Below are 24,705 nucleotides of genomic sequence, written 5' to 3' on the forward strand. Positions count from 1 at the left end.
ACCTGCAAAACAACATCAACAACGTGAACAACGCGGTGAACGATCTGCGGGGCCAGGTGGGCGGCGCATGGACACCGGCCAACCTGCAACCGCTCAGCGGAAATGGAATCGGGTGGGTAGCGTTCATCGTGCGTGCAGGCGATAGCAGCCAGTCCGCGCCGGAAGGTACGGTCGCAGCGCTGCCGGGGCGCCCCGGAACGTGGCTTAGCAGCGGCAATGCGGCCGCTGCAGGCGACTATTGGTGCGTATGGACGAGGATCGCGTGATGGACATTGTTGCTGTCAGGAATCCCGCATGGGCCGACGCGGAACACACCGGCATTCGTTGCGAGGTCCACTTCGAGCGCCTCGACAACTTCATGCCATTCATCGCCATGCCGGACGATCCGCACGAGCACGGTCGCGACATTTTCGAGGCGTGCCTCGCAGGGGACTTTGGCGATATCGCCGACTTTGTACCGGGTGACGGGGAATGACATGGATCGCTACTGGCAGGCCAACGCGGTCGAGGATGCGCCCGAAACACCCGCAGATAATACAGGGGGCTTTCCGGCCAATGGCAATCCGGCGGCGGGTATTACCGGAACTGTGCCCGGCGAGTGGTGGTATCACGCGATTACCGAGGAACTGCGCAACGCCATCATCGCGCTTGGTGGAACTCCGGACTTCACGCAGGTCAACCAGCTTGCCGATGTTCTGGTTGAATCGTTCGCAAAGACCGTCAGCACCGTTACTGAAAGTCTCGCCACGGTTGCACTGAGCGGCAGCTATGACGACCTGACAGACCAGCCTGTCATTCCCGCCGCACAGGTCAATGCCGACTGGAATGCAGACTCGGGCATCGCCGCGATACTCAACAGGCCGGAAATTCCGGCTCCGCAGCGGGGCTCGACGCTGCTCGCGGTCACCGTTTATTCGGTCGTAGCTCAAAGCGTCACGTTCTCGGCCGGCTCGCCGGTCATCACATGCTCGCTCCATTCGCCTCTCACCGGATCGCCGGTGACGTTCAGCAGTACGGACTCGTTACCGGGCAGCATTGCGCAGGGCGCGACCTATTTCGTGGTTCAGGTGTCCGCCGACCAGAGCACGTTCCAGATCGGCACTGATCAGGGCGGCGCGGCCATATCGATGACCGACGCGGGGACGGGTACGCACTCGATTGCGAATCCGCCGTGGCGCAAGTCGGATCACGGTCCGGCCGTTGTGGAGACCGCGATTCAGGCCGGTGGCGGATCAGGCGGCATCGCGAGCCGGACGTCCAACGCGGGTACGGCGACAGGGGGCGGCGCGGGCGGCTATGGGTGGCTGCGCCGCTTGGCTGCCAGTCTGCCCGACGAGCTTCCAATTATTATCGGCGCGGGCGGCATCGTACCGGCCTCGGGTACCTCGGGTAGGCAGGGCGCGAATACCTATCTGGGCGACCCGCTATCACCCGTTGCCTACGCGACCGGTGGTGCGGGTGGCACCGGTTCGGCGACAAATGCCGGCCTCCTGGGTGCGCCCGGTGGGACCGGCGTCAACGGAGACCTGAACGTGCGCGGTGAGGGTTCCCTGCCGGTTGTCAGCACGACGGTATCGAACTACACGCCAGGCGGAAAGTCGATGTACGGCATTGGCGGGATGGGCGGCCTATATGGTCCATCAGGGGCGACCCCGGTTCATGACGCTTCGGGTCGGGGAGCGGGCGGCGGGGGTGGAACCGGCCTGCCAAGTTCGTACAACGCTGGCAATGGCAGCGACGGGCTGCTGGTTATGCGTGAATACAGTTGATAAGGACCACGGCGCGACGGTACACGCCTACCTGTCGCGCAGGAGAACTGCATCATGCGACGTGTTGCAATGACCCTGATCGTTCTCGCGGTCCCGATGCTGACGGCCTGCACCGTGATTTACATCGAAGGCAATGCAAACACCGTGAGTGGCATTGAAGGTCATACGGGCACGGTGAAAGTCCCGTCAAGCCTTCGCGACAGCGCACTATCCCAATAATCGTCAATGCTGCGGCATCCGTTTATAATCGGAATGCCGTCAAAACAGCGACGGTTCAGGCGTGGAAACCTGAGAATTTCTGAGGACCGGTACGCCTGCTGCGGCAGGCAGTACCTTGTTGCTGCACGTCCATTGTTCTATGGGCGGGCCGTGGCAGGGAGGCGCTCGCGCCTGCCGGTTGCTGGTCTTCGGAGCCGGTTTTCCACCCCTGCCAATGTGCCCGCTCACCACCTCCCTATGTGTCCGGGCGATCCTTCACGATAACCAGGACCGCGCATGACCAAACCCACCAGAAAGCAGCAATCTCCCACCCGTCCCCCTGTAGACGCTCTCCAGTATGAACGTCTCGCGCTGGCCGCCTTCCATCTTTGCGACCGGCAGGGGCAGCAACTCCGACATCTGATTACACTTGCGACCTCGATGTTCAGGAGTCCTCCTGTGACTGCCGAGGAAAGGCACGAACACCGGAGCCTGCTGGAGGTGATGATCCAGCTCGGCGAGGACTACCACGCCGCCAACCGCTGCGATCAGGAACTGTTCACGGTGCTTGCACTCGACGCCAAGGGGCTTCCTAACCGCCAACTGACACCGACGGACGCGGCATCGATTCTGGCTGACGCTGCGCAGGGCGCGAACGGGAAACTGGCGGCTATGGACGCTTCGTGGACAAAGCACTAACTGGCGCCGATCACTTACGGAGAAGGCGGCTCAATGCCGCCTTTTTTCTGGGTGTCGATGCAGAACCATGCATCATGAATCGATTGCATCGTGCATCTGTTAATGATTGTTAATTCTAGGTTATCTCGATTTAAGCCAGTTGACCCGGGAGGCGTTAGATGGTGACGTAGCGAGTTTGGTAAATACCTCACTGCTTTAACGGGCTAGATATGGCGGAATCTGATCGAATAACAAAGTATCTGACAGGGCGGCAATCGGCGCATCTGAAGTTCATGCCGCGCAAGCCGCAGAAGGTTGACCGTGAGACGGGCAAGCCGAAACCGATGCCGCTTGCGTCGGTCGTGTCATGGGAAGTGCATGAGGAAATCTGTGAGCCGTATTGCATCAAGGCCGTGATCACGACGACGGAGCCGGTCAGCAGAAAGAAGGTGCTCGGGCAGTTCGCAGAGTTCTCGATCCAGCCCGAGGATGGGCGCGGACTGCGCAGATTCAGCGGCTTCGTGTCGCGCTATGATCTGGTGTCGGAATCGCGTGATGGCTGCACCTACCACGTGGTGGTTCGCCAGCGACTCGCCATGCTCGACGGCCCGAGCAACTGCGTCACCTACCAGCGGATGGCATCGTGGGAAATCATCAAGGCAATCCTTGAACGCCACGACATCCGCTTCTGGATGCAGGTTGAATTTCGCCTGCGACGTGAGCATCCGAGACATGACTTCCGTTTCCAGTACAACATGGGTGATTGGGCCTATATCAGGCTGGAAATGGAACAGGCTGGGCTGTTCTGCTTCACGAAGACCGGCGAGCACGGTGAAGTGCTGGTCATTGCCGATGATATCGACGGTTACGAACGGCCTCATGTCACTGTGCGTGACCGTCCTACTGCCGGGTTGTCAACGTTCGAGGAGTCGATCTTTACCTTCAGGGTGCATACCCGCACCGTGCCGGAGTCCTTTGTGGTCGCGGACTACAACCCGGAAAGCGCCTGGGAGATTCTTCGCAACGAGAGGGAGCCAGCCTGGGACGACCCGACAATGATCGGCCAGCCCTACGTATGGGGCACGCATCATGGTGACGCCGAAGGCGCGAAGCGCGACGCGCAGTTGCGGCACGAGGCGGCGCTCGCGCAGCAGGTACGCTACAAGGTCAAATCGACCGTGCTCGAACTCAGGCCGGGTTGCCTCGTGCGCTCGGACCGGGCGCTTGAAGACACGAAATCGGGCATGGTCGTTACGAAGGTCGTGCATAGTGGTGCGCGGGACGCCAGCTACATGAACCGCTTCACCGCCATTCCCGCCGACCGCCCCTACCGGATGGTGATCGATGAAAGCCGGTGGCCTCGCATACATGGCACACTCGGCGCAACGATCTGTTCTCCGGATAAATACAAGTTTGCCTACCTGACTGACAAGGGGGAGTACATTGCGCGCTTTCATTGCGACTTCGGCCAATGGCCGAAGGGCGCCGAGAGCGTTCCCTTGCGGCTGGCGAAGCCATTCTCGGGCAAGAACAACACCGGCATGCACATGCCCGCGCTGGACGGCGATGAGGCTCTGGTGGGCTTTCGTGAAGGCAACCCGAACAAGCCGATCCTGGTGGGCTTCATGCCAAACAGCCAGCGTCCCGACCTTATCAATTCCTCACGGCGGCGCATGTCGCGCAACGAAATCCGTACGCAGTCTGGCAACAAGCTGTGGATGGATGACTGGGACAACCAGCAGGGAATCGAACTCAGCACCGAGCACTCGGGGCGCTCGCAGCTCAACCTCGGTTTCATACCGGACGGTGAACTGAAAGAGCGCGGAGCGGGCGCGGAGCTTCGCACGGCCGGTCACGCGGTCACGCGCGGAGGAGCCGGCGTGATGGTGACGGCGTACAACCAGGCCGGTGGCAGCGGCAAGGTGCTCGCCATGGACGAGACCGATGCGCAACTGACGGATCACCAGGTGTTCGCCAGGTCACTTGCGGATGCCGTCACGGCGTCGAAGGCGTCGCCTGCCGATATGGATGCGCAGCAGGCGATCTATGATGGCCTGAAGGAACTGAAGAAGCCTGGCGTCCTGGTCACGGGTCCAGGGCCGGCTGGCGTCGTTTCGGGGGGCGGGATGCACCTTGCCGCTGACGGCCCTATCATCGGCACCGCGAAGAAAGGCGTGCATTTCAGTACGCTCAGGCGTATCACCGCCGCAGCCGGAGATGTGCTGTCGATGTTCGCGCAGAAGGGCATGAGCCTCATTACGTCGGCGGGGGATTTCGTCGCGCAGGCGCAGCGTGGCCGAATGCAGCTTGCTTCGCAGGAAGACATGTCCTTCGAGTCCGTCAACGGCGTGGTTCATGTGAAGGCAGCGAAGGAAATCATCCTGAACGTGAACGGCACCTACGTGAAGATCAGCGGGGGCGGCGTCGAGATCGGTTCGCGCGGCGGCGTGCTGTTCCGCACGGCTGGCGTGAAGGGGAGCGGGCCCGCGCAGATGGACCTGGGCGGCGCGGCGTTCGCTCCTGCGTTCGTGCCGTACACGACAGCGTGTGAAGTGTGGCGCACCAACCCGGCTTTCGTTCCTCCGCCCGCACCTGCGCCCGAGATGGACACAGCGGAGAACATGGTTGCGCCTGCACCCGATGCGGGCGGGGTGGCACCATCACCGCTTGGCGACTTTTTCTCGCGTAAATCCAGTGATGCTCTGCCGCCAGGCGCGTCTGCTTATTCGCCGTTTGACGGGAAGCCCTCAAATGTGGATTCAGGGATTCCTAAAGCCAAGACCACACTGAATAGTCCCGACGATCAGCCGAAGGCTCCTGTTGCGCCTGATCCCATCAAGCTGGTGAACGCTGTTCCCTGTGACTGGAAAAGCACGGATTTGAAAGCTGATGTCGAGCAGCATATCGAAGCTAAATCGTATTTGGGCATGCTGGATAACCGGACGCCTTGGATGAGCGACGATAAAACGACGCAGTACCGGGGCGGTGGTTCGAGAGATTCGAATTTCGAATTTGCGTACAGCGAGCAGGACAAGGCGATTACCTGCACCGTTCGCGTGATGCTGATTCCGATGGATCTGTTTCCGGTTGATGGAACTGGAAAGCGTGATCTTACGGCTGACGATCAGACGATTCCGTACAATTTTTCCGCTCATTCGACAATGACGCTTGGCTCTATACGCAAGGGTGTCAAAATGGACTATCGCGATTCGGTGGGAGATAAATACGATCTCATCGCGCTGAAAAGTCGTATCGAAGCGGTGCTGAATCAGGGCGGCTACAAGCTGATCCTGGACGGTTGCTCCAAGGGGGCGGCATGCGGATGCCGGGTGAAGGTCAACTTCAAGGTTGATTTCCGCTTATCGATCAGAGGTGCGCCGGTCAGCGGATTCAAGGAGCACGTCTCCCTCCATCTGTACCCCTCCGTCCTTCGGGCGGATACATCCTCATGGGGGGAGCAGCATAAATGGCAAGACCAGAATCAGGTAATACATGATTATCCAATTGCGAATGTCGAAGCGCATGAGTGCGGCCATTATTTCAATTTCCCCGATGAATACTACGACCAGGGCGGTTGGCTTCACGAAACCTATATCAAGGATGGGCGGATCGATTTTTCACTGGTCGATGCAAAAGCAGGAACCCTGGCGTGGCAAGGGCGTTCGCAGACAAATCTGATGGGCTATGGCGCCAACCTGCCGTTGCAGAAGGGTCGCGCGACGATCAAGCCATATTACCTGGAATATGTGCGGCGTCAGTATTCGCTTGCGACGAACAAGTTGTGGAGGGTTGGCTATGAACCATAATTCATGGATCAGGCATTTGGGGCATGCGGCTCTCGCCTTGTATATGCTTGGAAGCAATGCACACGCTGAGGCAGTAAACACGGAGAATCAATCGATGCAATTTAGCTATACGACAAATGGCGCTGCGGATGGCAGCATTAACACCTATGGGAACAATTCAATATCAGTTTCGGGCGATACCTTAAGGGTTCAGATTGGTAACTCCTCGCTGGATCGAAATATCAATGGGGTCGGAATATTTGATTTGAAACTGTTGAACCAGAATCTGGAAGATGCCAAGAAACTTGCGGAATTGCTATGCTCGCCGAAAGACCCGAAAAGCGATGTGACGATTCCCGATCTTTACATCGCGAAATGTGGTGGGGAGATGAGAAGCAGTTACGTGAGAGATTTTAGTCGCGATGTCGTGAGCAAGATTGCTGATCTGGTGGACTCGCTTACAAATGCGGGGGTCCAAGGGACAAAGGTTGTGAAACTCGACGTTTCACTTGTTTCAATCGAGCGTGCTAGAGATGGATTTCTGGTTTCCGTTAGTTTTAGCAATAGCGGCGACTACCTTATCAAGTTCAAGACGCCAGATAAATGGGATACTCGAATGGGGAAGCGTATGGCTATTTTAGGTGTAAATGGTGCGCAGGTAAATTCTCGGAAAGATAAGTTTGCCCTTGCGTTGGCGGGCCAGCCTCTTGTCGATTCAGCACAATTTCCTAGTGGAGAGATTGAACTTGCCCCCCATAGCTTCATAGTGGTGAAGCTAAAGACTAATTCCATCGAAAAATTTTCTGCTGGCGAATACAATTTAAACGCGGGTGCATTCATGGACATAGAGGTCGTCGGAATCCAGTCCAGCCTGTTGCGTGTCGATTTCCATTCAGACTACAAGAAGCCGACCCGGATCACGTTCGACCGCGACTATCCTTCGACACCCGAGGAACGCGAACAGTGGGAAGCGACGCGACGCGCCGAGATGTCGTTTCGGCCGGTCAAGCCTGGCGAGACTTTCGCGGAGGATGGTCTGTATCGCGCGGTGACGCTGATTCACGGTGGCCGTTATTGCAGTCTCCAGGTCAAGCCGTTCAAGGCTGGGGACGTCGCCACCACCGAGAACGTGAAGATGCCGATGGAGAACGGGAACGGCGTCAACATCAACGGGCCGGCGCAATGGGAGTGGGAAGCTACCGCGCCGACACCGGTCAAGCAGTACTCGTTCGACATTATTGAAGACACCACGCAGTTCTGTGCGGCGGGTTCGGTCTGTCCGCGCAGCGGGCGCTGGGTGGCCCGCCTATATGCGGGATCGGATTACCTGCGCCCGGAATACCGTCATGACCTGTCGAGCCTCGTGACGCTGCGGCGCGGCCAGCCGATGCCATCGATCAAGGGTGCGGGCGAGCGGGCCGATTGGGAATGGGTGGGAGCCTGAGATGGGAGCACGCGCCCATATTTTTGAAGGCGACCGCACCACCGCTGGCGGAACCGTCGCCGATGGTATCGATGGCACCGGCTACAACGGACGCAGGATGGGCTATATCGGCGCGCCGGTAATCTGCCCTGCTTGCGGCACTACCGGAAGGATAGGCCGTAACGGCGAGCGCTTCGAACAGGACTGGTACGGCAAGGTGCCCGCGCTGGAGAACGACTTCTGCCTGTGTGCCTGCAATCCGAAACCCATGCTGCTTGCCTCACAGCACGAGTGGACGGCTGACTGACAGGAGGCTGGATGAGTTTTCGCTGGAACCCGCAGTTTCCGTCCGAGCGGGCGACCTATAAGCCGCTGCCCCTCTGGTTCTATCTGCTGCTGTATCTGATTGTCGAGGGTGTCGCACTCGCCCTGGTGGTGCCTGGCCTCCCAAGGGGGGCGATCCCTTGGGACAGGGTCCTGCATTACGCGGTGGCGCTGCCGTTTTTCTGCTGGCTGGCACTAAGTTGTACGGTGTACTGGTTTTCGTATGACATCCCGGCGACGCAGGCCGCAGAACATAACTCGGCACGCTGGCACCAGATGACCGGCTGGCAGCGGCAAAGCCGCTCGGGCGTGGCGGTGCTCGACAGCGTGATCCTCACGCCCGAGCCGGACCTGGCCGAGCGCATGCTGGCACTCGAAGGCACGCCGCCCGAGAATCCCGGCAAGGTCATGGCGTTAGCAAGCATAGAGGCAGCAGATGACGGCTCGCGTTTGAACAGCCTGCTGGATGCCCTGCTTGCGCCGCTGGCCGCAAAGCTCGTGCAGGCGGCGAAAGGCGGATCGTTCGAGATCGTGGTGCAGTGCGACCACGAGGTGCTCTCCAACGAGGTTCTGGCAGCGTGGGCCAGACTGGCGCTCCCGGGCAAGCCTGTTGTCCGGTGGCTCGATAACCGCCGCGACGTTGGCTTTGCGGACACGTGGTTCGAGAGCAAGGCTAGTTACTGGCCCTACCATTCGCAGGACACGACGCCAAAGTATCGGCTTATGCTCGCCTGGCATCTGAACAGAAGTGGACCGGACATTAAGCACACGGACTCCGAAGCGGCGGTGGCGCTGCTGCTGGGATCACCTGCCCTCATGCACGAGAAGCCGGACCTGAAGCACCAGGCGTGGCTGCTGCGCCAGATTACCGGTGAGGCCGACAAGGTGGACAGCCTGCTTGCCTCGCTGCTGAAGGCCGGACAGGTGCCCAGCGAGCGTATCCGTCACTTCTGGCACAGCGGACTCAAGGGGCTGGCGCAGCATGCGACGCTTGGCGCGGTCAGGGAGTCCGGCCTGAAGGTGGAAGCGCACGCGCTCGATCCGGCTATCGGCCCGCAGGCCCCCGTGGTGCGCTGGGTGATTCAGGCGCTGGCCGCGAAGATGGCGCATTTCGGGCAGGGACCGCAAGTGATTGCACTGCCCCACGAACAGGGTGTCGCGCTGAATCTGGTGGCGAAGGACCCGGCTCCGGTGGACGTGCCATGGAAGGAGGAATACGGCTACGGGCCGCTATTGGGTCCTGAAGTCGGCGCGCTCGCGTCGTTCTGGATGGTGAGCATGCTGCTGTCGCCGGACAAGGGCTGGAGTTCGACGGACACGCTTGTTACGTGCGTCACCTTCCTTTTGATGCTGGTGTTTTTCTTCATCCGTCATCCTGGACTTTTCTCACGGATGGTGGAATCGACACTGGACTTTGTGGCGAGCATGATTGGATGACGAGAAGGAGAACGATATGCCGAAATATGCAGGGTATGCCGCGCCGTATGAATCACGCGTGCAGTCACGTGAAAGATGGCGCAAGGTCTACATGAAAGTCCGCGTCAGCAGGTGGCTGCTGTTGAGCATCGCATGTGCGGTCCTGCTTGCGGCCATCGCCTTGTGGGGCTGGTGGGACCGGGCACCGGCATGGGGGTATCCCGTGGCCGTGGCGGTATTTGCGTGGCTCTATCTTGCAGGGGCGATGGCGCTGTCAGGAATCCGCGGCTGGCGGTCCTATGTCTCAGCCGTCATGTACATGGAGGCGATTGAGGACGGCCTGTGCAGGGACAGGCCGTTCACCTGGGATGGACGTGGCCGCTGGTACAGGGAACACGGCTCACCCTGGCGGCTGCAACCCGTGCCCGAATCCATGCGGGTGCACCAGGGCGCGGAAGACTGGCCGATGCTCTGAAGCGGGAGCAGGGCGATAGCGTGGTGTTAGCAGGACGAACTGCCGTGCGCGACGATCCGAACTGTGACGCGTAGGCGTCAGTCGTCATCGTCACCCGGCGTCCTGAACTTCCTGAGCCAATCAATCACCTTCAGGGAACGGGCGGTTTCCGCGTCCTGCTCCCTGTGTTCTTCCCAACGTCCGATGATGTCGTCAAGATTGAAGCCGTATTTTCTTTCAAGTTCCTCGAGTGTTGCACATGTGGTGAAGTCGCCGTGTAGCAGTTCCAGTTCACGGATACCCCAGGCGTGCGCAAGCGCCGGGGCATACTTCCACCGTAACTGACGGCGCTCGATTACGAGACTTAGTGCATGGTGCAACCTTTTGCGGTCCATCGTCCCTGCGTAGTACAGCACCTGATCCGCGATGTCTGACCGCGACCAGTGCGTGAAAGCCTGAACGCATTTGATGTTTTTCCATAAGCCATGCCCCCCGCTGGCACCACGAGGTTCCATAACCGCCCCCTAAAAAAACGCCCGCACTAAGGCGGGCGCAAAACACACGCGCGGCGTGATGGGGATTTCGCCGCGCCTGATGCAAAGCTCTGTCTGGTGCTCCATTTCCCCTTCTGCGTGTCCATTTGCGCGGGCCTTGGGCCCAAGCTCTTGTTTCCGCAGGCATGGCGTTCCACCATGATGGTCCGGAGCATGGCCGCTTCAGTCTGCGCGCAACTTTAGCGACGATCGCGCCAGTTGCTCCTTCGCGCGCCCGATCAGGAACGGGCCGACACCCTTCAGATCGCGAAGCTCGGCCTCGCTGTATCGGCTCAGGTCGCGCAAGGTATTGATACCGTGCTTTTCGAGCGACCGGAAACGCGGCACGCCGTCGAGAAGATCGACGAGCCGCGCCGATGAATTCAGTGGGCCGTTTTCAGGCGTCGCCGGTTTGAATAGCGCCATCAGATCGGGCGTCCCCTGTTCTTCGAAATAGTGCCGCGCGACGGCTGTTTGTAGCACCTCGATCGACGGCGCGAATTGCATCGCCGCTTTCACAAGCGCGCGCACAAACTGCGCTTCGGTTTCTGCGGAGACGGCGAACTTCGTTTTCGGCATGATGTGTCAACTCCTCGACTTTCGTTTGAAGAAGATCGCGCATGATGTGTGCCCATGGGAGGTGTCCTTTATGCTTCTTGCACCCGGCCCGATCCAGACCGGTGACAGCGGCAAAGTCAGGAACCTCCGGGCGGAACGCGGCTGTGGTCGTGCCGTCCCCCCGTTGAAAGCCAGGTTGTCAGCCAGCGCTTGAGCGCGGAGACGCTTCCCGTCACGCGCTCGAAGGGAACGTGCAGATGTTTCGCTGAAGCCTCCACGTCATGGCCTATGAAATCTGTCATGGCGATTACGAGATCGGAACTCGCACTTCTTGTGAGCATGCCCGCGCCGCCGTGACCGCCTCCGCCTGTTCGCTGCGCCTTCACGAAGATGAATTCAATAACGCCATCGAACGCTGTCGATACGTCGCGTTCCTGCTGGTTGATCAGGCCGACTACGCATACGCGCGGCAACCGCGTGCGTGGCGGCAGTGTGACTCTTCGCGAGTGCACCATGCCTGCATCAGTCTCTGCCGATGCCTGCGTGCTCGCCTGCTGGAGCGCACTGGTTAGCGCCCCGACCAATTCCTTTGCGCACTCGTTGATGGTTGCAGCGAGCATCGGCGTTATCTGTTCGGCCACGGCGCGCACTAGCGCCGTGTCAACGGAAGGGACAGACGTGGGTGTAGGCGGGACAACCGGTTCCGGTTCGGCGACCTCAATCGGCGTGGGCGGGACGGGCTCAATTGCTCCCGGGAATCTCGGGGATGGTAGCGGGGACCAGGTGGCTGGTAGCCAGCCCTCGACATCCCTGTGCTGCCTGAACACTCGCCAGCGTTCGCACGGTAACACGTCTTCCTGCGCGCGACGCGCCGCTACGTGCATCGGCATGCGCGGGGATGCGGCCATCAGTTCCCCGGCTCTCGCGATGACCTTTGCCTGTTCATCCGGCTTCCAGATGATTCGACGTACGGGCTTTTTCATCGCAGGGTCAGCAGCAAGAGGCGACGCCGTGATGGCGCGAAGTCTCGGAGCAGTTCGTGTCATGACAGGTGGTCCTGAGATTTCGAAATTGTGTGAAAAATGTAAGATTTAATTACTTTCAATCGAGCAAAGTTGAGAAGCTTGCAGCTTTTTTTACCAGAATTTAAGCAGATTTTAATCAGAATGCCATATAAATCTACTCACTTTGTTCGTGACTAAAGTTGAAGGATGAAAGACATTGGAACGCGGGTGAGCGCGATACGCAGGGAGCGCAAAATCTCGACAAGTGCGCTGGCGCAAGCCATCGGGGTATCGTCAACGGCGATCAGCAAACTCGAATCCGGTGACACGGCTATGCCGCGTGCCGATCACCTGCTGCGCATCGCGGCGGAATTGGGCACCAATCCCGTCAGGCTGGTTTTTGGAGAGGACAGCGAGGAATATCGAAGGATCAACGACGCATGGCCTGATACCAACGCAGACCGGGGAAGGGCAATGCAGGTCAAGTACCGCCGCCTGCTTGCGCGCATCCATCTCGCTTTCCTCGAAGAATTCGGGGAGTAACCCGGCGAAGCGGTCTAGCAATCGTACATTTTGGGATAGGTCGTCTTATCCTGAAATTATCCCAAACAGTCTGGAATGCTCGAAGCCTTACGGGGCGCGGCTTTGAGCTATTTGACAGCGTATACATTGAATAACAACTTGCAACCTCGTGATGGCGTTTCAGGAGACCGCGACGGGCCTTAATTTCTGGCGCTTCGTCGCCGGTGTCGGCATCGGCGTCGAACTGGTGACGATTGGCACGTACATCTCCGAGCTGGTGCCGAAGCAGATCCGCGGCCGCGCGTTCGCGTGCGAGCAGGCGGTCGGCTTCACGGCCGTGCCGGTGGTCGCGTTTCTATCGTTTCTGCTGGTGCCGCGCACGCTGTTCGGTCTGGACGGCTGGCGCTGGGTCGTGCTGATCGGCGCGCATGGCGCGCTATTCGTCTGGTGGATTCGCCGCGCGTTGCCGGAAAGCCCGCGTTGGCTCGCGCAGCAAGGACGTCTCGCCGAAGCCGACCGCGTGATGAACGCGCTCGAGGCGAAGGTACGTCACGAATATGGCCGCGAGTTGCCGCCGCCGGCGCCGCCGGTGCCGATCCCCCCGCGCGGCAGCTTCCGCGACATGTGGGTGCCGCCGTACCGCAGCCGCACGCTGATGATGACGATCTTCAACATCTTCCAGACGGTCGGCTTCTATGGCTTCGCGAACTGGGTGCCGACGCTGCTGATCAAGCAGGGCATCACGATCACGACGAGCCTGATGTATTCGAGCGTGATCGCATTGGCCGCGCCGCTCGGTCCGATCATCGGGCTGTTTATCGGCGACCGCTTCGAGCGCAAGACGGTGATCGTCGTGATGGCCGGCGTCAATATCGTGTGTGGGTTGTGGTTCAGTCAGGTATCGGGTGCGGTGCTCCTCGTGAGCCTCGGAGTGTGCCTGACGCTGGCCGGCAACATCATTTCGTACAGTTATCACGCGTACCAGACCGAACTGTTTCCGACCAGCATCCGGGCGCGCGCGGTCGGCTTCGTCTACTCGTGGAGCCGCTTTTCCGCCATTTTCACGGCCTTTCTGATCGCGGCCGTGTTGCGCTACTTCGGCACGACCGGCGTGTTCGTGTTCATCGCGGGCGCGATGCTGATCGTGATGCTGGCGATTGGCTTGATGGGGCCGAAGACGAAAGGGCTCGAACTCGAGAAGATATCCGCATAGCGAAGGCCGGCTGTCGAGCCGGCCCGCCGCGATGTGCCGCATTGGCTATGCCCTCAATGGAATGCACGGTCAGAGCGCCGGCCTTCCTGCAAAGCGGGGTCCAGGACTGCTTCAGGTGCCCACAGGACGGATCGACAGCGCGTTCCTGACCGAAATTACGCCAGGTACCCCTTTCGCCACCTCGGTTGCCCGGTCGCTTTCTGCCTGAAGCGGTACGCTGCCCTGCAGCGTGACAGCACCATCGCGGGCGCGAACTGTGATATTGGCCGTTGAGATGTTCCTGTCTCTCACCAGCGCATTTCGAACCTGACGCTGTAGCGCCCGGTTCGCTGCTTTCATTGACTTGTAATGCGATCGGGCTTCGGGCGTCGTGGTCGGGGCAGACGCAGGGGCGTTAGCGTTGCTCGCCTGCGCATAGGCGTGAATCGAACCCGAAATCAGAAGGGCGGTACCGACCAGTTTGACGGCGTGGATTGCTTTCATGCATCTTCTCCTGTCGTTGCAGATCGTTGGGGCTACAGATTCAGGGATATCAGACACACGCCCCCACAATATTTCTGAGGCGGATCAAATGGCACTATAGGACAATAAAGGGTTAGGTCAAGCAACAATGCAAATCCCGCCAATTGCGCGAACAACCGAAGAAATTAGAATACTTCAAATTATGATGGCGCTCTAATTCTGTTGATAGGGTTGCAAATCAAAACCAGGGATTAGTTTTTTTCCGCCTTTAATCACGGATTACCGGTGTCTGATTGACATTTTTAGCCATCCCCGATGTAGCGGCACAGTTACATTGCGCCGTCGATTTACGCCGGCCTCGAGAGCGCGGAGCATGCGATACGCGACCCGCGGCAACTCGCCCTGCCGCACCTTTGCTGTGCATGACACGCACTCCGATGAAGAGGCCGAGCCGCCGTCCATGGTGAAGTAGGCAATTCGTCCATGCTCGCAGCCGCGCGTTCGCCGCCCCGATCAGAACAACTGCTTCTGCCCCGACATCAGCGTCGTGAAATCGTCGCGTAGCAACGGCAGAATCGCGTCGGCAACCGGCTGCAATTGCCGCGTCAGATAGTGCTCGTAGTCGATCGCCGAGCGCAGCGTTTCGAGCGGCTCGGGGCCGGCCACCGTCATCACGTAGCTGATCCAGCCGCCGTTCTGATATTGCAGCGGACGTCCCTGCCGGCGATTGAACTCATCGGCGACGCGTGCCGCGCGCACATGCGGTGGCACGTTGCGCTCGTAAGCGTCGATCGGTCTGCGCAACTGCTTGCGATAGACGAGCTGATCGTCGAGCCGGCCGGCGAGCGTATCGCGCACATAGTCGCGCACGTAATCCTGATACGGCTGCTGCTTGAAGATGCGCCGATACAGTTCCTGCTGAAACTGCTGCGCAAGCGGCGTCCAATCGGTGCGCACGGTTTCGAGCCCTTTGTAGACCACGTCCTCGCGGCCGTCCGGCAATACCGTAAGTCCTGCGTAGCGTTTCTTGCTGCCTTCCTCGGCACCGCGCACCGTCGGCATGAAAAAGCGCCGATAGTGCCGCTCGAACTGCAGTTCCAACGCACTGTCGATACCGAAGCGCGCCTGCAGCTTCTGCCGCCACGCCGCGTTGATATGTTCGACGAGCGCGCGGCCGATGCGCGCGGCGTCTTCCTCGTCATGCGCGTGCCTGAGCCAGACGAAGGTCGAATCGGTGTCGCCGTAAATCACTTCGTAGCCTTGCGCCTCGATCAGCTCGCGTGTCGTGTGCATGATCTCGTGGCCGCGCATCGTGATCGACGACGCAAGCCGCGGATCGAAGAAGCGGCAGCCGGTCGAGCCTAGCACGCCATAGAACGCGTTCATGATGATCTTCAGCGCCTGCGACAGCGGCTTGTTGTGCTCGCGCTTGGCCGCTTCGCGTGCCTGCCACACCTGCGCGACGATCGACGGTAAGCAGTGACGCGTGCGTGAAAAGCGCGCGCCGAGAAAGCCCGGCACCGAGCTCGCGTCGTCGGGATGCAGCATGCCTTCGACCAGACCGAGCGGGTCGATCAGAAACGTGCGGATGATCGACGGATACAGGCTCTTGTAGTCGAGCACGAGCACCGAGTCGTAGAGCCCGGGCCGCGAATCCATCACGAAGCCGCCGGGGCTCGCGGCGCCGGCCACGTCGCCGAGATTCGGCGCGACATAGCCCTGCCGATGCATGCGCGGCATGTACAGATGCGTGAACGCCGCGACCGAGCCGCCGCTGCGATCGGCGGGCAGGCCGGTCACGGTCGCGCGTTCGAGCAGGAACGGCAGCAACTCGGTCTTCGCGAAGATACGCGTGACGAGCTCGCAGTCCTTCAGGTTGTAACGCGCGAGCGCGGGCTTGTCTTGGTCGAAGCGGCGCTGGATTTCGTCCATGCGCTGATACGGATTGTCGATCGCTTTGCCTTCGCCCAGCACCGAGCGCGACACGTATTCGAGGCTGAACGACGGGAAGCTCCACGTCGCCGAACGCAATGCCTCGATGCCGTCGATGACCCAACGACCCGCCACGCCCGCGAAAAAGTGATTGCGCGTGACGCCGTGTTCGCGCCACTCCATCACCGCGCCGCCTCGTCCGATGCGCAGCGGCACGCGATACTGCCCGGCATGTTGTTGCAGTACCTTCAGATCGAACTGCACGAGGTTCCAGCCGATGATCGCATCGGGATCGTGCCGCTCCATCCACTCGATCAGTTTTTCGAGCAGCTGTGCGCGGGTTTCGCAGTATTCGAGCTTCAAGTCGATGGCGTCGGTGACGTTGCCGAGGTTGCCATTCGGCGGCCCAAGCATATACACCTGCCGCTCGCCGCAGCCTTCGAGCGCGATCGAATATAGCTCGGCATGCGCGCTCGTTTCGATGTCGAGCGACACGAGCTTCAACGGCGGACGATAGTCGTTGGACGGTTTGAGTTCGCTGTCGAGCCAGGGGCCATCGAGCCCCGGACCATTCTGCTGCGGCACGCCGCTGAACCACACCGGCGCGGTGATGAAGCGCTCCGTCATGTAGCGCTCGGGCGGCTGGATATCGGCTTCGTAGACATCGACACCGCCTTCTCTGAGGCGCTTCTCGAAGCCCTTCAATTGCCGGTATTGCGCACAGTAAAGCCCGCTGACCGGCCGATGCTGGAAGTCGCGCAATTCGAGCGAACGCAGATCGAGCGGCGCGTCGCGGCGCAGGATCGTTTCGGCGCGTTCGCGATGTTCGGCCGAAATGAAGGCGACGGACGGCTGAGGGCGCAGACGGATGTGCCGCGGCCCGCTGTCCGTGGCCAGCCAGAACTCGATTTCCGTGCCGGCGGGCGTGTCCCGCCAATGTCGGGTCAAAATGAAACCCTGCTCGAACTCAGTCAAACTTCCACCTTTAAAGCGGCGCAATCGCCTTGCGCGATTTTACCGCCGCAGGCAGGGACTGTTGAACGGGCCATGAAAAGGGCGCTTCGTACTGAAGCGCCCCAACCAGCCCGGCTTAATCCCTTCAAAGCCGGTTCAGTTCGTTCCCGGTTCGCTCAAGCTTCGAGCGCCAGCGTCGCGAACGTGGCGAGCCAGTGCTCGCCCATGTAGTCGCCGGTCACATGCGGCAGCGCGCTGTGCAGATGACGCTCGGCCGCATCGAACAGCACGGTGCGACGCACGTCGCCGGCGGGCAGCGCACGCGCGAGCGCGCGCTGGCACCACGCGCGGCTCAGATTGAGGCCGTCCAGATGCGCGATCTTGCCGTCGCTGCGATCGGTCACGGTGACGGGCTCGAACAGCGTCGCCGGTTTTTTCGCGCCGAGGTCCGGCAGGAAGCGTCCGAACCAGTCGGTGAACTGCGCCGACGGCAACACACGCCGCATCAACTCCGCTTCCATCAGCGACGGCGACAGGAATTCGTCGCCGGCCGGCTCCCATGCCTGACACGCGACGTCGTCCAGATACCAGCGCTCCGCGGTGCTGACGATCAGCGCCTCGAGCGATTCGCGCGAGGTTTGCCGCGCGAAATCGAGCGTCAGCGCGAGCGCGAACGCCATGTTGAAGTGAGTGCCGACGCGCAGCGGATAGGTTGCTTTCGGCAGGAACTCCTCGAAGCGCTCGACGAACGCCTGAGTGAGCGGCGCGAACGTCTTCGCACAGCGCGCGGCTTCCGAGATTTTCATCGACTGCAACTGCGCGCCGAGCGCGAGCAGCCACGCCCAGCCATACGGCCGCTCGAAGCCGCGGTTGTGCGGCAGCTCCAGATACGCGAGTTCGCCGGCGACGTTCGCCGCGGTGAAATGCTCGTCGACCACGGCGACGATGCGCGCGGCCTCGGGCAGATCGGGGAAGCGTTCGAGCAGATGCAGGATCAGCCAGTAACCGTGCACGCACGAATGCCAGTCGTAGCTGCCGTAGAAGATCGGATGCAAGGCGCGCGGACCCTGCACGTCCTGCGGTCCTTCGAGCGAGTGCGTGAGCTTGTTCGGGTATTCGCGCGTGAGGTGGGCGAGCGCGACATTGGCGAATCTGGACGCGAATTCGCGGGTGAGCTGGGTGGTCATCGGCGGTTCCTCAGAAGCGGAATACGAACACGTACGACAGTATGGTGTTGACGATCGGCAATAGTAAAGCGGTCGGCCATTGCGCCTTGATCACGCCGTTCTGGTCCTTCAGTTCGAGCAGCGCGGCGGGGACGATGTTGAAGTTCGCCGCCATCGGCGTCATCAGCGTGCCGCAGAAACCGGATTCTTCGTTTCGACGAAAGGCGCGTACTTGAGCGTCAGCGTACCGACCAGCGTGATGAGAGCACGCGGCCGGTGGTGGCCGCATGCAGGCGCCCAAACGCGCTGACGATCTCCACCGTCTGCAAGCCGCCGGCTATCCCGGTCGCGACGCCCGCGATCGTCACCACCAGCAGCGCGTTGAAGCGCAAGCCGAGTGCCACGATCGGCACGTCAATCAAAACCCCCATCCGGCTCTCCTTACTTCGTTTCCTCGACGCATGGCGATGGAATCTGACGCGAGACTTTATTGATAAATAGTCGATAAAATCTACTTATCGGGTAAACGCCGAGAAAGTGGCGCGTGTGCGGGAAACGATCAACCCGCGGTCATACCCTCCGCCGTCAACTGCCGCAACTGCTCCAGCAGCTTGACCGCCGGGCTCGGCAGAATCCCCTGGCGCCGCCGGAACGCGGTCAACGTGCGCCGCCCGACCACGCCTGGGACGCCGAGCGTATCGAACACGCCGGCCTTGCTTTCGGTCACGTACATCGTCGACGCCATCCAGCTCAGAAAGCCCGAACGCGCGACCAGGCTCTTCAGCGCCGTGACCGAGCGCGTTTCGACGACGACGTTCGGCAGTCCCAGCCCGCGCTCGGCAAACACACTCTGCATGTGCTCGAACGGGCCGGTGCCGCGCGGCGGAATCGCCCAGCGTTCGCCCAGCGTGTCGGCGAGCGTGAGGTCGGGCTTGCGCCGCAGCGGATGATCGAGCGCGGCGACCACGTAGCTCGCGTCTTCCCAGCGGCAATCGGCGATCGCGGTGATCTCGTCGGTATCGGGCACGGCCATGCTGAGCGCGAGATCGATCTGACGTTTGACGAGCGCATCGGCGAGCCGGTCCCACACGCCCTCGATGATCTCCACGCGCAGGTTCGTCCACTTCGTCAACACGCCGCTCACCGCGAGCGGCAGCACGAGGCTCGCGATGCTGCCGACCGCGCCGACGCGGATCGTGCCGCGCGCGAGGCCGCGCATCGCGTCGATTTCCTCGCGCGCCTGTTCGGCTTCGCGTTGCAACAGGTTCGCGTGCGGCAGCAGCGCCTCGCCGACCGCGGTCAAATGCATGCCGCGCGAATGCCGCTCGAACAGCGGCGCGCCGACCTGTTCCTCGAGACGGCGGATGGTCCGGCTCAAGGCCGGCTGTGTGATGTGCAGCGCTTCGGCGGCGCGTCCGAGGCTGCCGCTCTCGACGATCACCGCGAACGCCTGCAGTTGTTGCAGGTTGTAAGTCATGCCGAAAGGTAATGCCTTTTTGCGAATTGGGCAATTTTCGGCTACCCCGGCGGCCGTGATAATGGCCATTCGATTTTCCGCGCTCACCTGACAGGAGACTTCGCATGACAAGCAGCGCGCCGCAGCAGAATCAGGCACACGCAAAAGAACAGAGCACGCCGTGGACCGTACGCGACGCGGTCATCGACTTCGCGCGCCGCGTCGGCATGACGACGATCTTCGCGAACCCGGGCTCGACCGAGCTGCCGATGTTCCGCGATTTCCCCGCGGATTTCCGCTACGTGCTCGGTCTTCAGGAAGCGGTCGTGGTCGGCATGGCCGACGGCTACGCGCAGACCACCGGCAACGCGGCGTTCGTGAACCTGCATTCGGCGGCGGGCGTCGGCAATGCGATGGGCAATATCTTCACGGCGTTTCGCAACCGCACGCCGCTCGTCGTCACCGCGGGTCAGCAGGCCCGCTCGATCCTGCCGTTCGAACCGTTCCTCGCCGCGACGCAGGCCACCGAATTGCCGAAGCCCTACGTGAAGTGGAGCATCGAGCCGGCTCGCGCGCAGGATGTGCCGCTCGCGATCGCGCGTGCGTACGCGATCGCGATGCAGGAGCCGCGCGGCCCGGTGTTCGTGTCGATTCCCGCCGACGACTGGGATCAGCCGGCCGAGCGCGTGGCCGACCGCGAGGTCGCGCACATCATGCGACCCGATCCGGCGATGCTCGAACGCATCGGCACGGTGCTCGACGCGTGCGAGCGGCCCGCGTTCGTGGTCGGTGGCGCGGTCGATCGCGCGGACGCGGCGGCTGAAGTCGTGCGCCTCGCGGAGCGGCATTCCGCGCGCGTCTACGTCGCGCCGATGACCGGACGTTGCAGCTTCCCCGAAACGCACCGGCTGTTCGCGGGCTTTTTGCCGGCGCTGCGTGAGCGCATCGTCGAGTTGCTCGGCGCGCACGACGCGATCTTCGTGATCGGCGCGCCAGCGTTCACGTATCACGTCGAAGGCAATGGTCCGCATGTGCCGCCGGGCTCGCGGCTGTGTCAGTTGATCGACGATCCGGGCATTGCCGCATGGACGCCGCAGGGCATCGCCGCGGTCGGCAACGTGCGGCTCGGCGTGCAGGATCTGCTCGCGCGCGCCGCGCCCAAAGCGCGCGAGTTGCCCGCGCCGCGCGCGGTGGCGCCGCGCGCGCTGCCGCCCGCGCGGGGCGAGCGGATGTCGGTCGCGTTCGCGTTGCAGACGCTCGCCGAAGTGCGCGATCCCGATGGCATGGTCGTCGAGGAAGCGCCGAGTTCGCGGCCCATCATGCAGACCTATCTGCCGATCGCGCGCGCCGGCACGTTCCTGACGATGGACAGCGGCGGCCTCGGCTACGGTATGCCGGCGGCGCTCGGCGTTGCGCTTGCCCGGCCGGGCGAGCGCGTGATCGCTCTGATCGGCGACGGTTCAAGCATGTACTCGATTCAGGCGATCTGGAGCGCGGTGCAGATGCAGCTACCGATCACATTCGTGATCCTGAACAACACGCGCTACGCGGCGTTGCAGGATTTCGCGCCGGTGTTCGGTTTCGCGCCTGGCGAGACCGTGCAGGGCACGGACCTGCCGGGCCTCGACTTCGTGACGATCGCGGCGGGCATGGGTTGCCCTGGCGTGCGCGTCAGCGAGGCGGCTGAACTTGCCGACGTGTTGCGTCGCGCGCTGACCGACGGTGACGTGAAAAGCGGTCCCACGCTCGTCGAAGCGATCGTCGCGTAACGGCGCTTCCCATTCACGAACAGGAGAGAGACCTACGATGAAAAACGTATCGATGCTGATCGGCGGCGAGCAGACACAGGCGCGCAACGGCGCGAGCTTCGAGCGCCGCAGTCCGCTCGACGGCGAAGTCGCGACGCGCGCGCCGGCCGCGACCGTCGAAGATGCCGTGGCCGCCGTCGATGCCGCCGCGGCCGCATTTCCGGTGTGGTCCGCGCTCGGACCGAGCGAGCGCCGTGCTCTGCTGACGAAGGCCGCGCACGCGCTCGAAGCGAAGGCCGACGCCTTCGCGGCCGCGATGGCCGCCGAGACCGGCGCGTCGGGCATCTGGGCCGGCTTCAACGTGCATCTCGCGGCGGCCGGGCTGATCGAGGCCGCCGCGCTGACCACGCAGATCGCCGGCGAACTGATCCCATCCGACGTCCCCGGCAGTCTCGCGATGGGCGTGCGTCAGCCCGCGGGCGTCGTGCTCGGCATCGCGCCGTGGAACGCGCCGGTGATACTCGCGGTCCGCGCGATCGCGCTGCCGCTCGCGTGCGGCAACACGGTCGTGCTGAAGGGCTCGGAGATCTGCCCGGCCACGCACGGTCTCATCATCGAGGCGATGCAGGAGGCGGATCTGCCACGCGGCACCGTGAATTTCGTGACCAATGCGCCGGCCGACGCCGCGCGCATCGTCGACGCGATGATCGGACACCCGGCCGTGCGTCGCGTGAACTTCACGGGCTCGACGCGCGTGGGCCGCCTGATCGCCGAAACGTGCGCGCGCAATCTGAAGCCCTGCGTGCTCGAACTAGGCGGCAAGGCGCCGCTCGTCGTGCTCGACGACGCCGACATCGGCGCCGCGGTCGATGCGGCCGTGTTCGGCGCGTTCGCGAATTCCGGGCAGATCTGCATGTCGACCGAGCGGATCATCGTCGACGACAGCATCGCCGATGCGTTCGTCGAGCGGCTCGCCGCGCGCTCGCGCGCGCTGCCACTCGGCGATCCGCGCAAGGGGCCGGTCGTGCTCGGCTCGGTAGTCGACATGAGCACGGTCGAGCGCTGCAACGCGCTGATCGACGACGCGCTCGCCAAAGGCGCGACGCTCGTGTGCGGCGGCAAGAGCGAAACCACGCTGATGCCCGCGACGCTGCTCGATCGCGTGACGCCGGACATGCGCATCTATCACGACGAATCGTTCGGGCCGGTCAAACCGATCGTGCGCGTGCGTGGCGAGGAAGCCGCAATCGCGTGTGCGAACGACAACGAATACGGCCTGTCGGCGGCGGTGTTCAGCCGCGACACGGCGCGCGCGCTGAACGTCGCTAAACGCATCGAGTCGGGCATTTGTCACGTGAACGGCCCGACCGTGCACGACGAAGCGCAGATGCCGTTCGGCGGCGTGAAGGCGAGTGGCTTCGGCCGCTTCGGCGGCAAGGCGGGGATCGCGGAATTCACCGATCTGCGCTGGGTCACGCTGCAAACGACGCCGCGTCACTATCCGTTCTGATGAGGAGCGACGCGATGGGCTCGCTGTTCGGCGGCCAGCTCGCCGAGGCGGCCCATCGCGTCGCACCGTACTGCCGACAGCAAAAAAAATCGAACAACGCGCGTGCAGCGCAAACAACGGAGACAGGTTCATGAGTTTCGTTCCTCCCGCTTCGGCCTCGACCGCGACCGCGCGCGACGACGCGGCGCTCGCCGGCATCGCGCGCGGCGGCAACACGGTCGACATCGGTCATGCACTCGACGACGGCCCCTACACGTTGCTGCAGAAAATCGCGGTGGTGCTCGCGGCGCTGTCGATCGTCGTCGACGGTTTCGACAGCCAACTGATCGGCTTCGCGATTCCGATGCTGACCAAGGAGTGGGGCATCACGCGCAACGCATTTGCGCCGGTGGTTGCGTCGGGGCTGGTCGGCATGGGTATCGGCAGCGCGTTCGCGGGGCTGTTCGCCGATCGCTTCGGCCGCCGCTGGGCGGTGATCGGCAGCGTGTTCGTGTTCGGCCTGGCGACCTGCGCGATCAGTCTCGCGCCGAACGTCGCGGCCATTGCGGCGCTGCGCTTTATCGCGGGGCTCGGCATCGGCGGCGCGCTGCCGACGTCGACCACGCTGACCGCCGAGTTCACGCCCGCGCGTTTTCGTACCTTCGCGGTGACGGCGACCATTCTGTGCGTGCCGCTGGGCGGTATGGTCGCCGGATTGTTCGCCGGCCAGATGCTGCCGGTTTATGGCTGGCGCGGTCTGTTCGTAGCGGGTGGCGTGCTGCCGCTCGTGCTCGCCCTCGTCCTGCTCGCGGCGCTGCCGGAATCGCCGCGTTTTCTGGCACGCCGTCCGCATCGCTGGCCCGAACTCGTGAAGCTGCTGCGGCGCATGGCGCGCGACGTGTCGGCCGATGCGAGCTTCACCGATGTGCGCGAACAAAGTGCTGAGAAACACGTCGGCTTTGCCGCGCTGTTCCTCGATGGCCGTTCGCGCGACACCGTCGCGATCTGGGGCGCGTTCTTCATGTGCCTGCTCGCGGTGTATGCGGCGTTCAGCTGGCTGCCGTCGATGCTGACGAGTGAGGGCTTGAGCGTGTCGCTCGCGGGCTATGGCCTGAGCGCGTACAACCTCGGCGGCGTAATCGGCGCGGTGCTGTGCGCGCTGGCGATCGGGCGCTACGGCTCGCGCTGGCCGCTGCTGCTGTGCTGCGCGGGCGGCGTCGCGAGTGCATGGATGCTGCTCGGCGTCAGCGCGACGCAGCATACGGCGTTGATGATCGTCGGTCTCGGCTTGCACGGTCTGTTCGTCAATGCGGTGCAATCGACGATGTACGCGCTGTGCGCATACGTCTATCCGACCAGCGTGCGGGCGACGGGCACCGCGTCGGCACTCGCGTTCGGCCGCGTCGGCGCGATTCTGAGCGCATTCGCCGGGGCCGCGGTGATCACGGCCGGTGGCGCATCGGGCTATCTGCTGATGCTCGGTATCGCAATGGTCATCGTGCTGATCGCGCTGGCGGTGGTGCAGCGGCATATTCCGCGTCGCGGCGCCGCGAGCGCGCGCTGATCGACGCGACGTCTCTCGCGGTGCGTTCGTATCGCGAGGGACTTTTGCGCGCGATCT

22 protein-coding genes and 2 pseudogenes are annotated in these 24,705 nt (G+C 62.3%); 15 read left to right on the forward strand and 9 right to left on the reverse strand.

The window, feature by feature from the left end:
* From F6X37_RS06260 to F6X37_RS06305, 10 genes are all read left to right on the forward strand, one after another.
* On the forward strand, positions 1-266 hold a 266-nt coding region (locus F6X37_RS06260), incomplete at its 5' end, for a hypothetical protein (RefSeq protein ID WP_187610692.1).
* On the forward strand, positions 248-475 hold the full coding sequence (locus tag F6X37_RS06265; RefSeq protein WP_187610693.1) for a hypothetical protein: 228 nt from the start codon (positions 248-250) through the stop codon (positions 473-475). The genes F6X37_RS06260 and F6X37_RS06265, both read left to right, overlap by 19 nt.
* A 1-nt stretch (position 476) precedes the next feature.
* Positions 477-1,769 carry a hypothetical protein gene (locus tag F6X37_RS06270; protein ID WP_187610694.1) on the forward strand — a complete coding sequence of 431 codons (1,293 nt, stop codon included), beginning with the start codon at positions 477-479 and terminating at the stop codon, positions 1,767-1,769.
* Between the two features lie 54 nt (positions 1,770-1,823).
* Positions 1,824-1,988, forward strand: coding sequence for a hypothetical protein (locus F6X37_RS06275; protein ID WP_187610695.1), 165 nt, complete (start codon positions 1,824-1,826; stop codon positions 1,986-1,988).
* A 276-nt stretch (positions 1,989-2,264) separates the two neighbouring features.
* Positions 2,265-2,666 carry a hypothetical protein gene (locus F6X37_RS06280; protein ID WP_187610696.1) on the forward strand — a complete coding sequence of 134 codons (402 nt, stop codon included), beginning with the start codon at positions 2,265-2,267 and terminating at the stop codon, positions 2,664-2,666.
* Between the two features lie 209 nt (positions 2,667-2,875).
* Entirely contained in the window at positions 2,876-6,451 is a 3,576-nt protein-coding gene (locus tag F6X37_RS06285) for a type VI secretion system Vgr family protein (RefSeq protein WP_187610697.1), read from the forward strand.
* A 94-nt stretch (positions 6,452-6,545) separates the two neighbouring features.
* Positions 6,546-7,874, forward strand: coding sequence for a hypothetical protein (locus F6X37_RS06290; RefSeq protein WP_262419822.1), 1,329 nt, complete (start codon positions 6,546-6,548; stop codon positions 7,872-7,874).
* Position 7,875: 1 nt separating this feature from the next.
* Positions 7,876-8,160, forward strand: coding sequence for a PAAR domain-containing protein (locus F6X37_RS06295; protein ID WP_187610699.1), 285 nt, complete (start codon positions 7,876-7,878; stop codon positions 8,158-8,160).
* A gap of 11 nt (positions 8,161-8,171) precedes the next feature.
* Positions 8,172-9,614 carry a hypothetical protein gene (locus tag F6X37_RS06300; protein WP_187610700.1) on the forward strand — a complete coding sequence of 481 codons (1,443 nt, stop codon included), beginning with the start codon at positions 8,172-8,174 and terminating at the stop codon, positions 9,612-9,614.
* Positions 9,607-10,068: a hypothetical protein gene (locus F6X37_RS06305; RefSeq protein ID WP_187610701.1), complete on the forward strand. Its 462-nt coding sequence runs from the start codon at positions 9,607-9,609 to the stop codon at positions 10,066-10,068. The genes F6X37_RS06300 and F6X37_RS06305 overlap by 8 nt, the downstream gene beginning before the upstream one ends.
* Positions 10,069-10,145: 77 nt before the next feature.
* Here F6X37_RS06305 and F6X37_RS06310 read toward each other — a convergent pair whose 3' ends face one another.
* From F6X37_RS06310 to F6X37_RS06320, 3 genes are all read right to left on the reverse strand, one after another.
* Positions 10,146-10,562 carry a hypothetical protein gene (locus F6X37_RS06310; protein ID WP_187610702.1) on the reverse strand — a complete coding sequence of 139 codons (417 nt, stop codon included), beginning with the start codon at positions 10,560-10,562 and terminating at the stop codon, positions 10,146-10,148.
* Positions 10,563-10,763: 201 nt separating this feature from the next.
* Positions 10,764-11,159 carry a hypothetical protein gene (locus F6X37_RS06315; RefSeq protein WP_187610703.1) on the reverse strand — a complete coding sequence of 132 codons (396 nt, stop codon included), beginning with the start codon at positions 11,157-11,159 and terminating at the stop codon, positions 10,764-10,766.
* A 116-nt stretch (positions 11,160-11,275) separates the two neighbouring features.
* Complete coding sequence (locus tag F6X37_RS06320; RefSeq protein ID WP_187610704.1) at positions 11,276-11,779, reverse strand: hypothetical protein; 504 nt, start codon at positions 11,777-11,779, stop codon at positions 11,276-11,278.
* 570 nt (positions 11,780-12,349) lie between these two features.
* Between F6X37_RS06320 and F6X37_RS06325 the strand changes: the two genes are divergently transcribed.
* Together F6X37_RS06325 and F6X37_RS06330 are read left to right on the forward strand one after the other, a co-directional pair.
* Positions 12,350-12,685 carry a helix-turn-helix domain-containing protein gene (locus F6X37_RS06325; protein ID WP_187610705.1) on the forward strand — a complete coding sequence of 112 codons (336 nt, stop codon included), beginning with the start codon at positions 12,350-12,352 and terminating at the stop codon, positions 12,683-12,685.
* 133 nt (positions 12,686-12,818) lie between these two features.
* A pseudogene (locus F6X37_RS06330) lies at positions 12,819-13,877 on the forward strand (MFS transporter); the annotation flags it as partial.
* Between the two features lie 111 nt (positions 13,878-13,988).
* Here the strand turns inward: F6X37_RS06330 and F6X37_RS06335 are convergent.
* The 6 genes and pseudogenes from F6X37_RS06335 to F6X37_RS06360 form a co-directional block, all read right to left on the reverse strand.
* Positions 13,989-14,360, reverse strand: coding sequence for a BON domain-containing protein (locus F6X37_RS06335; protein ID WP_187610706.1), 372 nt, complete (start codon positions 14,358-14,360; stop codon positions 13,989-13,991).
* A gap of 492 nt (positions 14,361-14,852) precedes the next feature.
* On the reverse strand, positions 14,853-17,246 hold the full coding sequence (locus F6X37_RS06340; protein ID WP_187610707.1) for a DNA polymerase II: 2,394 nt from the start codon (positions 17,244-17,246) through the stop codon (positions 14,853-14,855).
* 155 nt (positions 17,247-17,401) lie between these two features.
* Positions 17,402-18,412: a DUF2891 domain-containing protein gene (locus F6X37_RS06345; RefSeq protein WP_090806833.1), complete on the reverse strand. Its 1,011-nt coding sequence runs from the start codon at positions 18,410-18,412 to the stop codon at positions 17,402-17,404.
* Positions 18,413-18,422: 10 nt separating this feature from the next.
* Positions 18,423-18,596: pseudogene (locus F6X37_RS06350) on the reverse strand (5-oxoproline transporter, DUF979 family subunit); the annotation flags it as partial.
* Between the two features lie 34 nt (positions 18,597-18,630).
* Entirely contained in the window at positions 18,631-18,822 is a 192-nt protein-coding gene (locus F6X37_RS06355; protein ID WP_410451206.1) for a 5-oxoproline transporter, DUF969 family subunit, read from the reverse strand.
* A gap of 128 nt (positions 18,823-18,950) precedes the next feature.
* Positions 18,951-19,868 (reverse strand): LysR family transcriptional regulator, encoded by a 918-nt coding sequence (locus F6X37_RS06360; RefSeq protein WP_187610708.1) that lies wholly within the window; start codon positions 19,866-19,868, stop codon positions 18,951-18,953.
* Between the two features lie 104 nt (positions 19,869-19,972).
* Here F6X37_RS06360 and mdlC point away from each other — a divergent pair, with 104 nt between their 5' ends.
* From mdlC to F6X37_RS06375, 3 genes are all read left to right on the forward strand, one after another.
* The gene (gene mdlC, locus F6X37_RS06365) at positions 19,973-21,616 is read left to right on the forward strand and encodes a benzoylformate decarboxylase (protein ID WP_187610709.1); all 1,644 of its coding nucleotides are present in this window, start codon (positions 19,973-19,975) and stop codon (positions 21,614-21,616) included.
* Between the two features lie 37 nt (positions 21,617-21,653).
* Entirely contained in the window at positions 21,654-23,105 is a 1,452-nt protein-coding gene (locus tag F6X37_RS06370; RefSeq protein WP_187610710.1) for an aldehyde dehydrogenase, read from the forward strand.
* 130 nt (positions 23,106-23,235) lie between these two features.
* On the forward strand, positions 23,236-24,648 hold the full coding sequence (locus F6X37_RS06375) for an MFS transporter (RefSeq protein WP_187610711.1): 1,413 nt from the start codon (positions 23,236-23,238) through the stop codon (positions 24,646-24,648).
* Positions 24,649-24,705 lie beyond the last annotated feature (57 nt).

Source organism: Paraburkholderia sp. 31.1, from assembly GCF_014397645.1.
GTDB classification, from domain to species: domain Bacteria; phylum Pseudomonadota; class Gammaproteobacteria; order Burkholderiales; family Burkholderiaceae; genus Paraburkholderia; species Paraburkholderia tuberum.

Excerpts from the sequence above, each read along its gene's own strand:
- F6X37_RS06265 (WP_187610693.1), top strand. The coding sequence starts at position 248 with ATGGACGAGGATCGCGTGATGGACATTGTTGCTGTCAGGAATCCCGCA.
- F6X37_RS06270 (WP_187610694.1), top strand. The coding sequence starts at position 477 with ATGGATCGCTACTGGCAGGCCAACGCGGTCGAGGATGCGCCCGAAACA.
- F6X37_RS06275 (WP_187610695.1), top strand. The coding sequence starts at position 1,824 with ATGCGACGTGTTGCAATGACCCTGATCGTTCTCGCGGTCCCGATGCTG.
- F6X37_RS06280 (WP_187610696.1), top strand. The coding sequence starts at position 2,265 with ATGACCAAACCCACCAGAAAGCAGCAATCTCCCACCCGTCCCCCTGTA.
- F6X37_RS06285 (WP_187610697.1), top strand. The coding sequence starts at position 2,876 with ATGGCGGAATCTGATCGAATAACAAAGTATCTGACAGGGCGGCAATCG.
- F6X37_RS06290 (WP_262419822.1), top strand. The coding sequence starts at position 6,546 with ATGCAATTTAGCTATACGACAAATGGCGCTGCGGATGGCAGCATTAAC.
- F6X37_RS06295 (WP_187610699.1), top strand. The coding sequence starts at position 7,876 with ATGGGAGCACGCGCCCATATTTTTGAAGGCGACCGCACCACCGCTGGC.
- F6X37_RS06300 (WP_187610700.1), top strand. The coding sequence starts at position 8,172 with ATGAGTTTTCGCTGGAACCCGCAGTTTCCGTCCGAGCGGGCGACCTAT.
- F6X37_RS06310 (WP_187610702.1), bottom strand. The coding sequence starts at position 10,562 with ATGGAACCTCGTGGTGCCAGCGGGGGGCATGGCTTATGGAAAAACATC.
- F6X37_RS06315 (WP_187610703.1), bottom strand. The coding sequence starts at position 11,159 with ATGCCGAAAACGAAGTTCGCCGTCTCCGCAGAAACCGAAGCGCAGTTT.
- F6X37_RS06325 (WP_187610705.1), top strand. The coding sequence starts at position 12,350 with ATGAAAGACATTGGAACGCGGGTGAGCGCGATACGCAGGGAGCGCAAA.
- F6X37_RS06335 (WP_187610706.1), bottom strand. The coding sequence starts at position 14,360 with ATGAAAGCAATCCACGCCGTCAAACTGGTCGGTACCGCCCTTCTGATT.
- F6X37_RS06345 (WP_090806833.1), bottom strand. The coding sequence starts at position 18,412 with ATGACCACCCAGCTCACCCGCGAATTCGCGTCCAGATTCGCCAATGTC.
- F6X37_RS06355 (WP_410451206.1), bottom strand. The coding sequence starts at position 18,822 with ATGGGGGTTTTGATTGACGTGCCGATCGTGGCACTCGGCTTGCGCTTC.
- F6X37_RS06360 (WP_187610708.1), bottom strand. The coding sequence starts at position 19,868 with ATGACTTACAACCTGCAACAACTGCAGGCGTTCGCGGTGATCGTCGAG.
- mdlC (WP_187610709.1), top strand. The coding sequence starts at position 19,973 with ATGACAAGCAGCGCGCCGCAGCAGAATCAGGCACACGCAAAAGAACAG.
- F6X37_RS06370 (WP_187610710.1), top strand. The coding sequence starts at position 21,654 with ATGAAAAACGTATCGATGCTGATCGGCGGCGAGCAGACACAGGCGCGC.
- F6X37_RS06375 (WP_187610711.1), top strand. The coding sequence starts at position 23,236 with ATGAGTTTCGTTCCTCCCGCTTCGGCCTCGACCGCGACCGCGCGCGAC.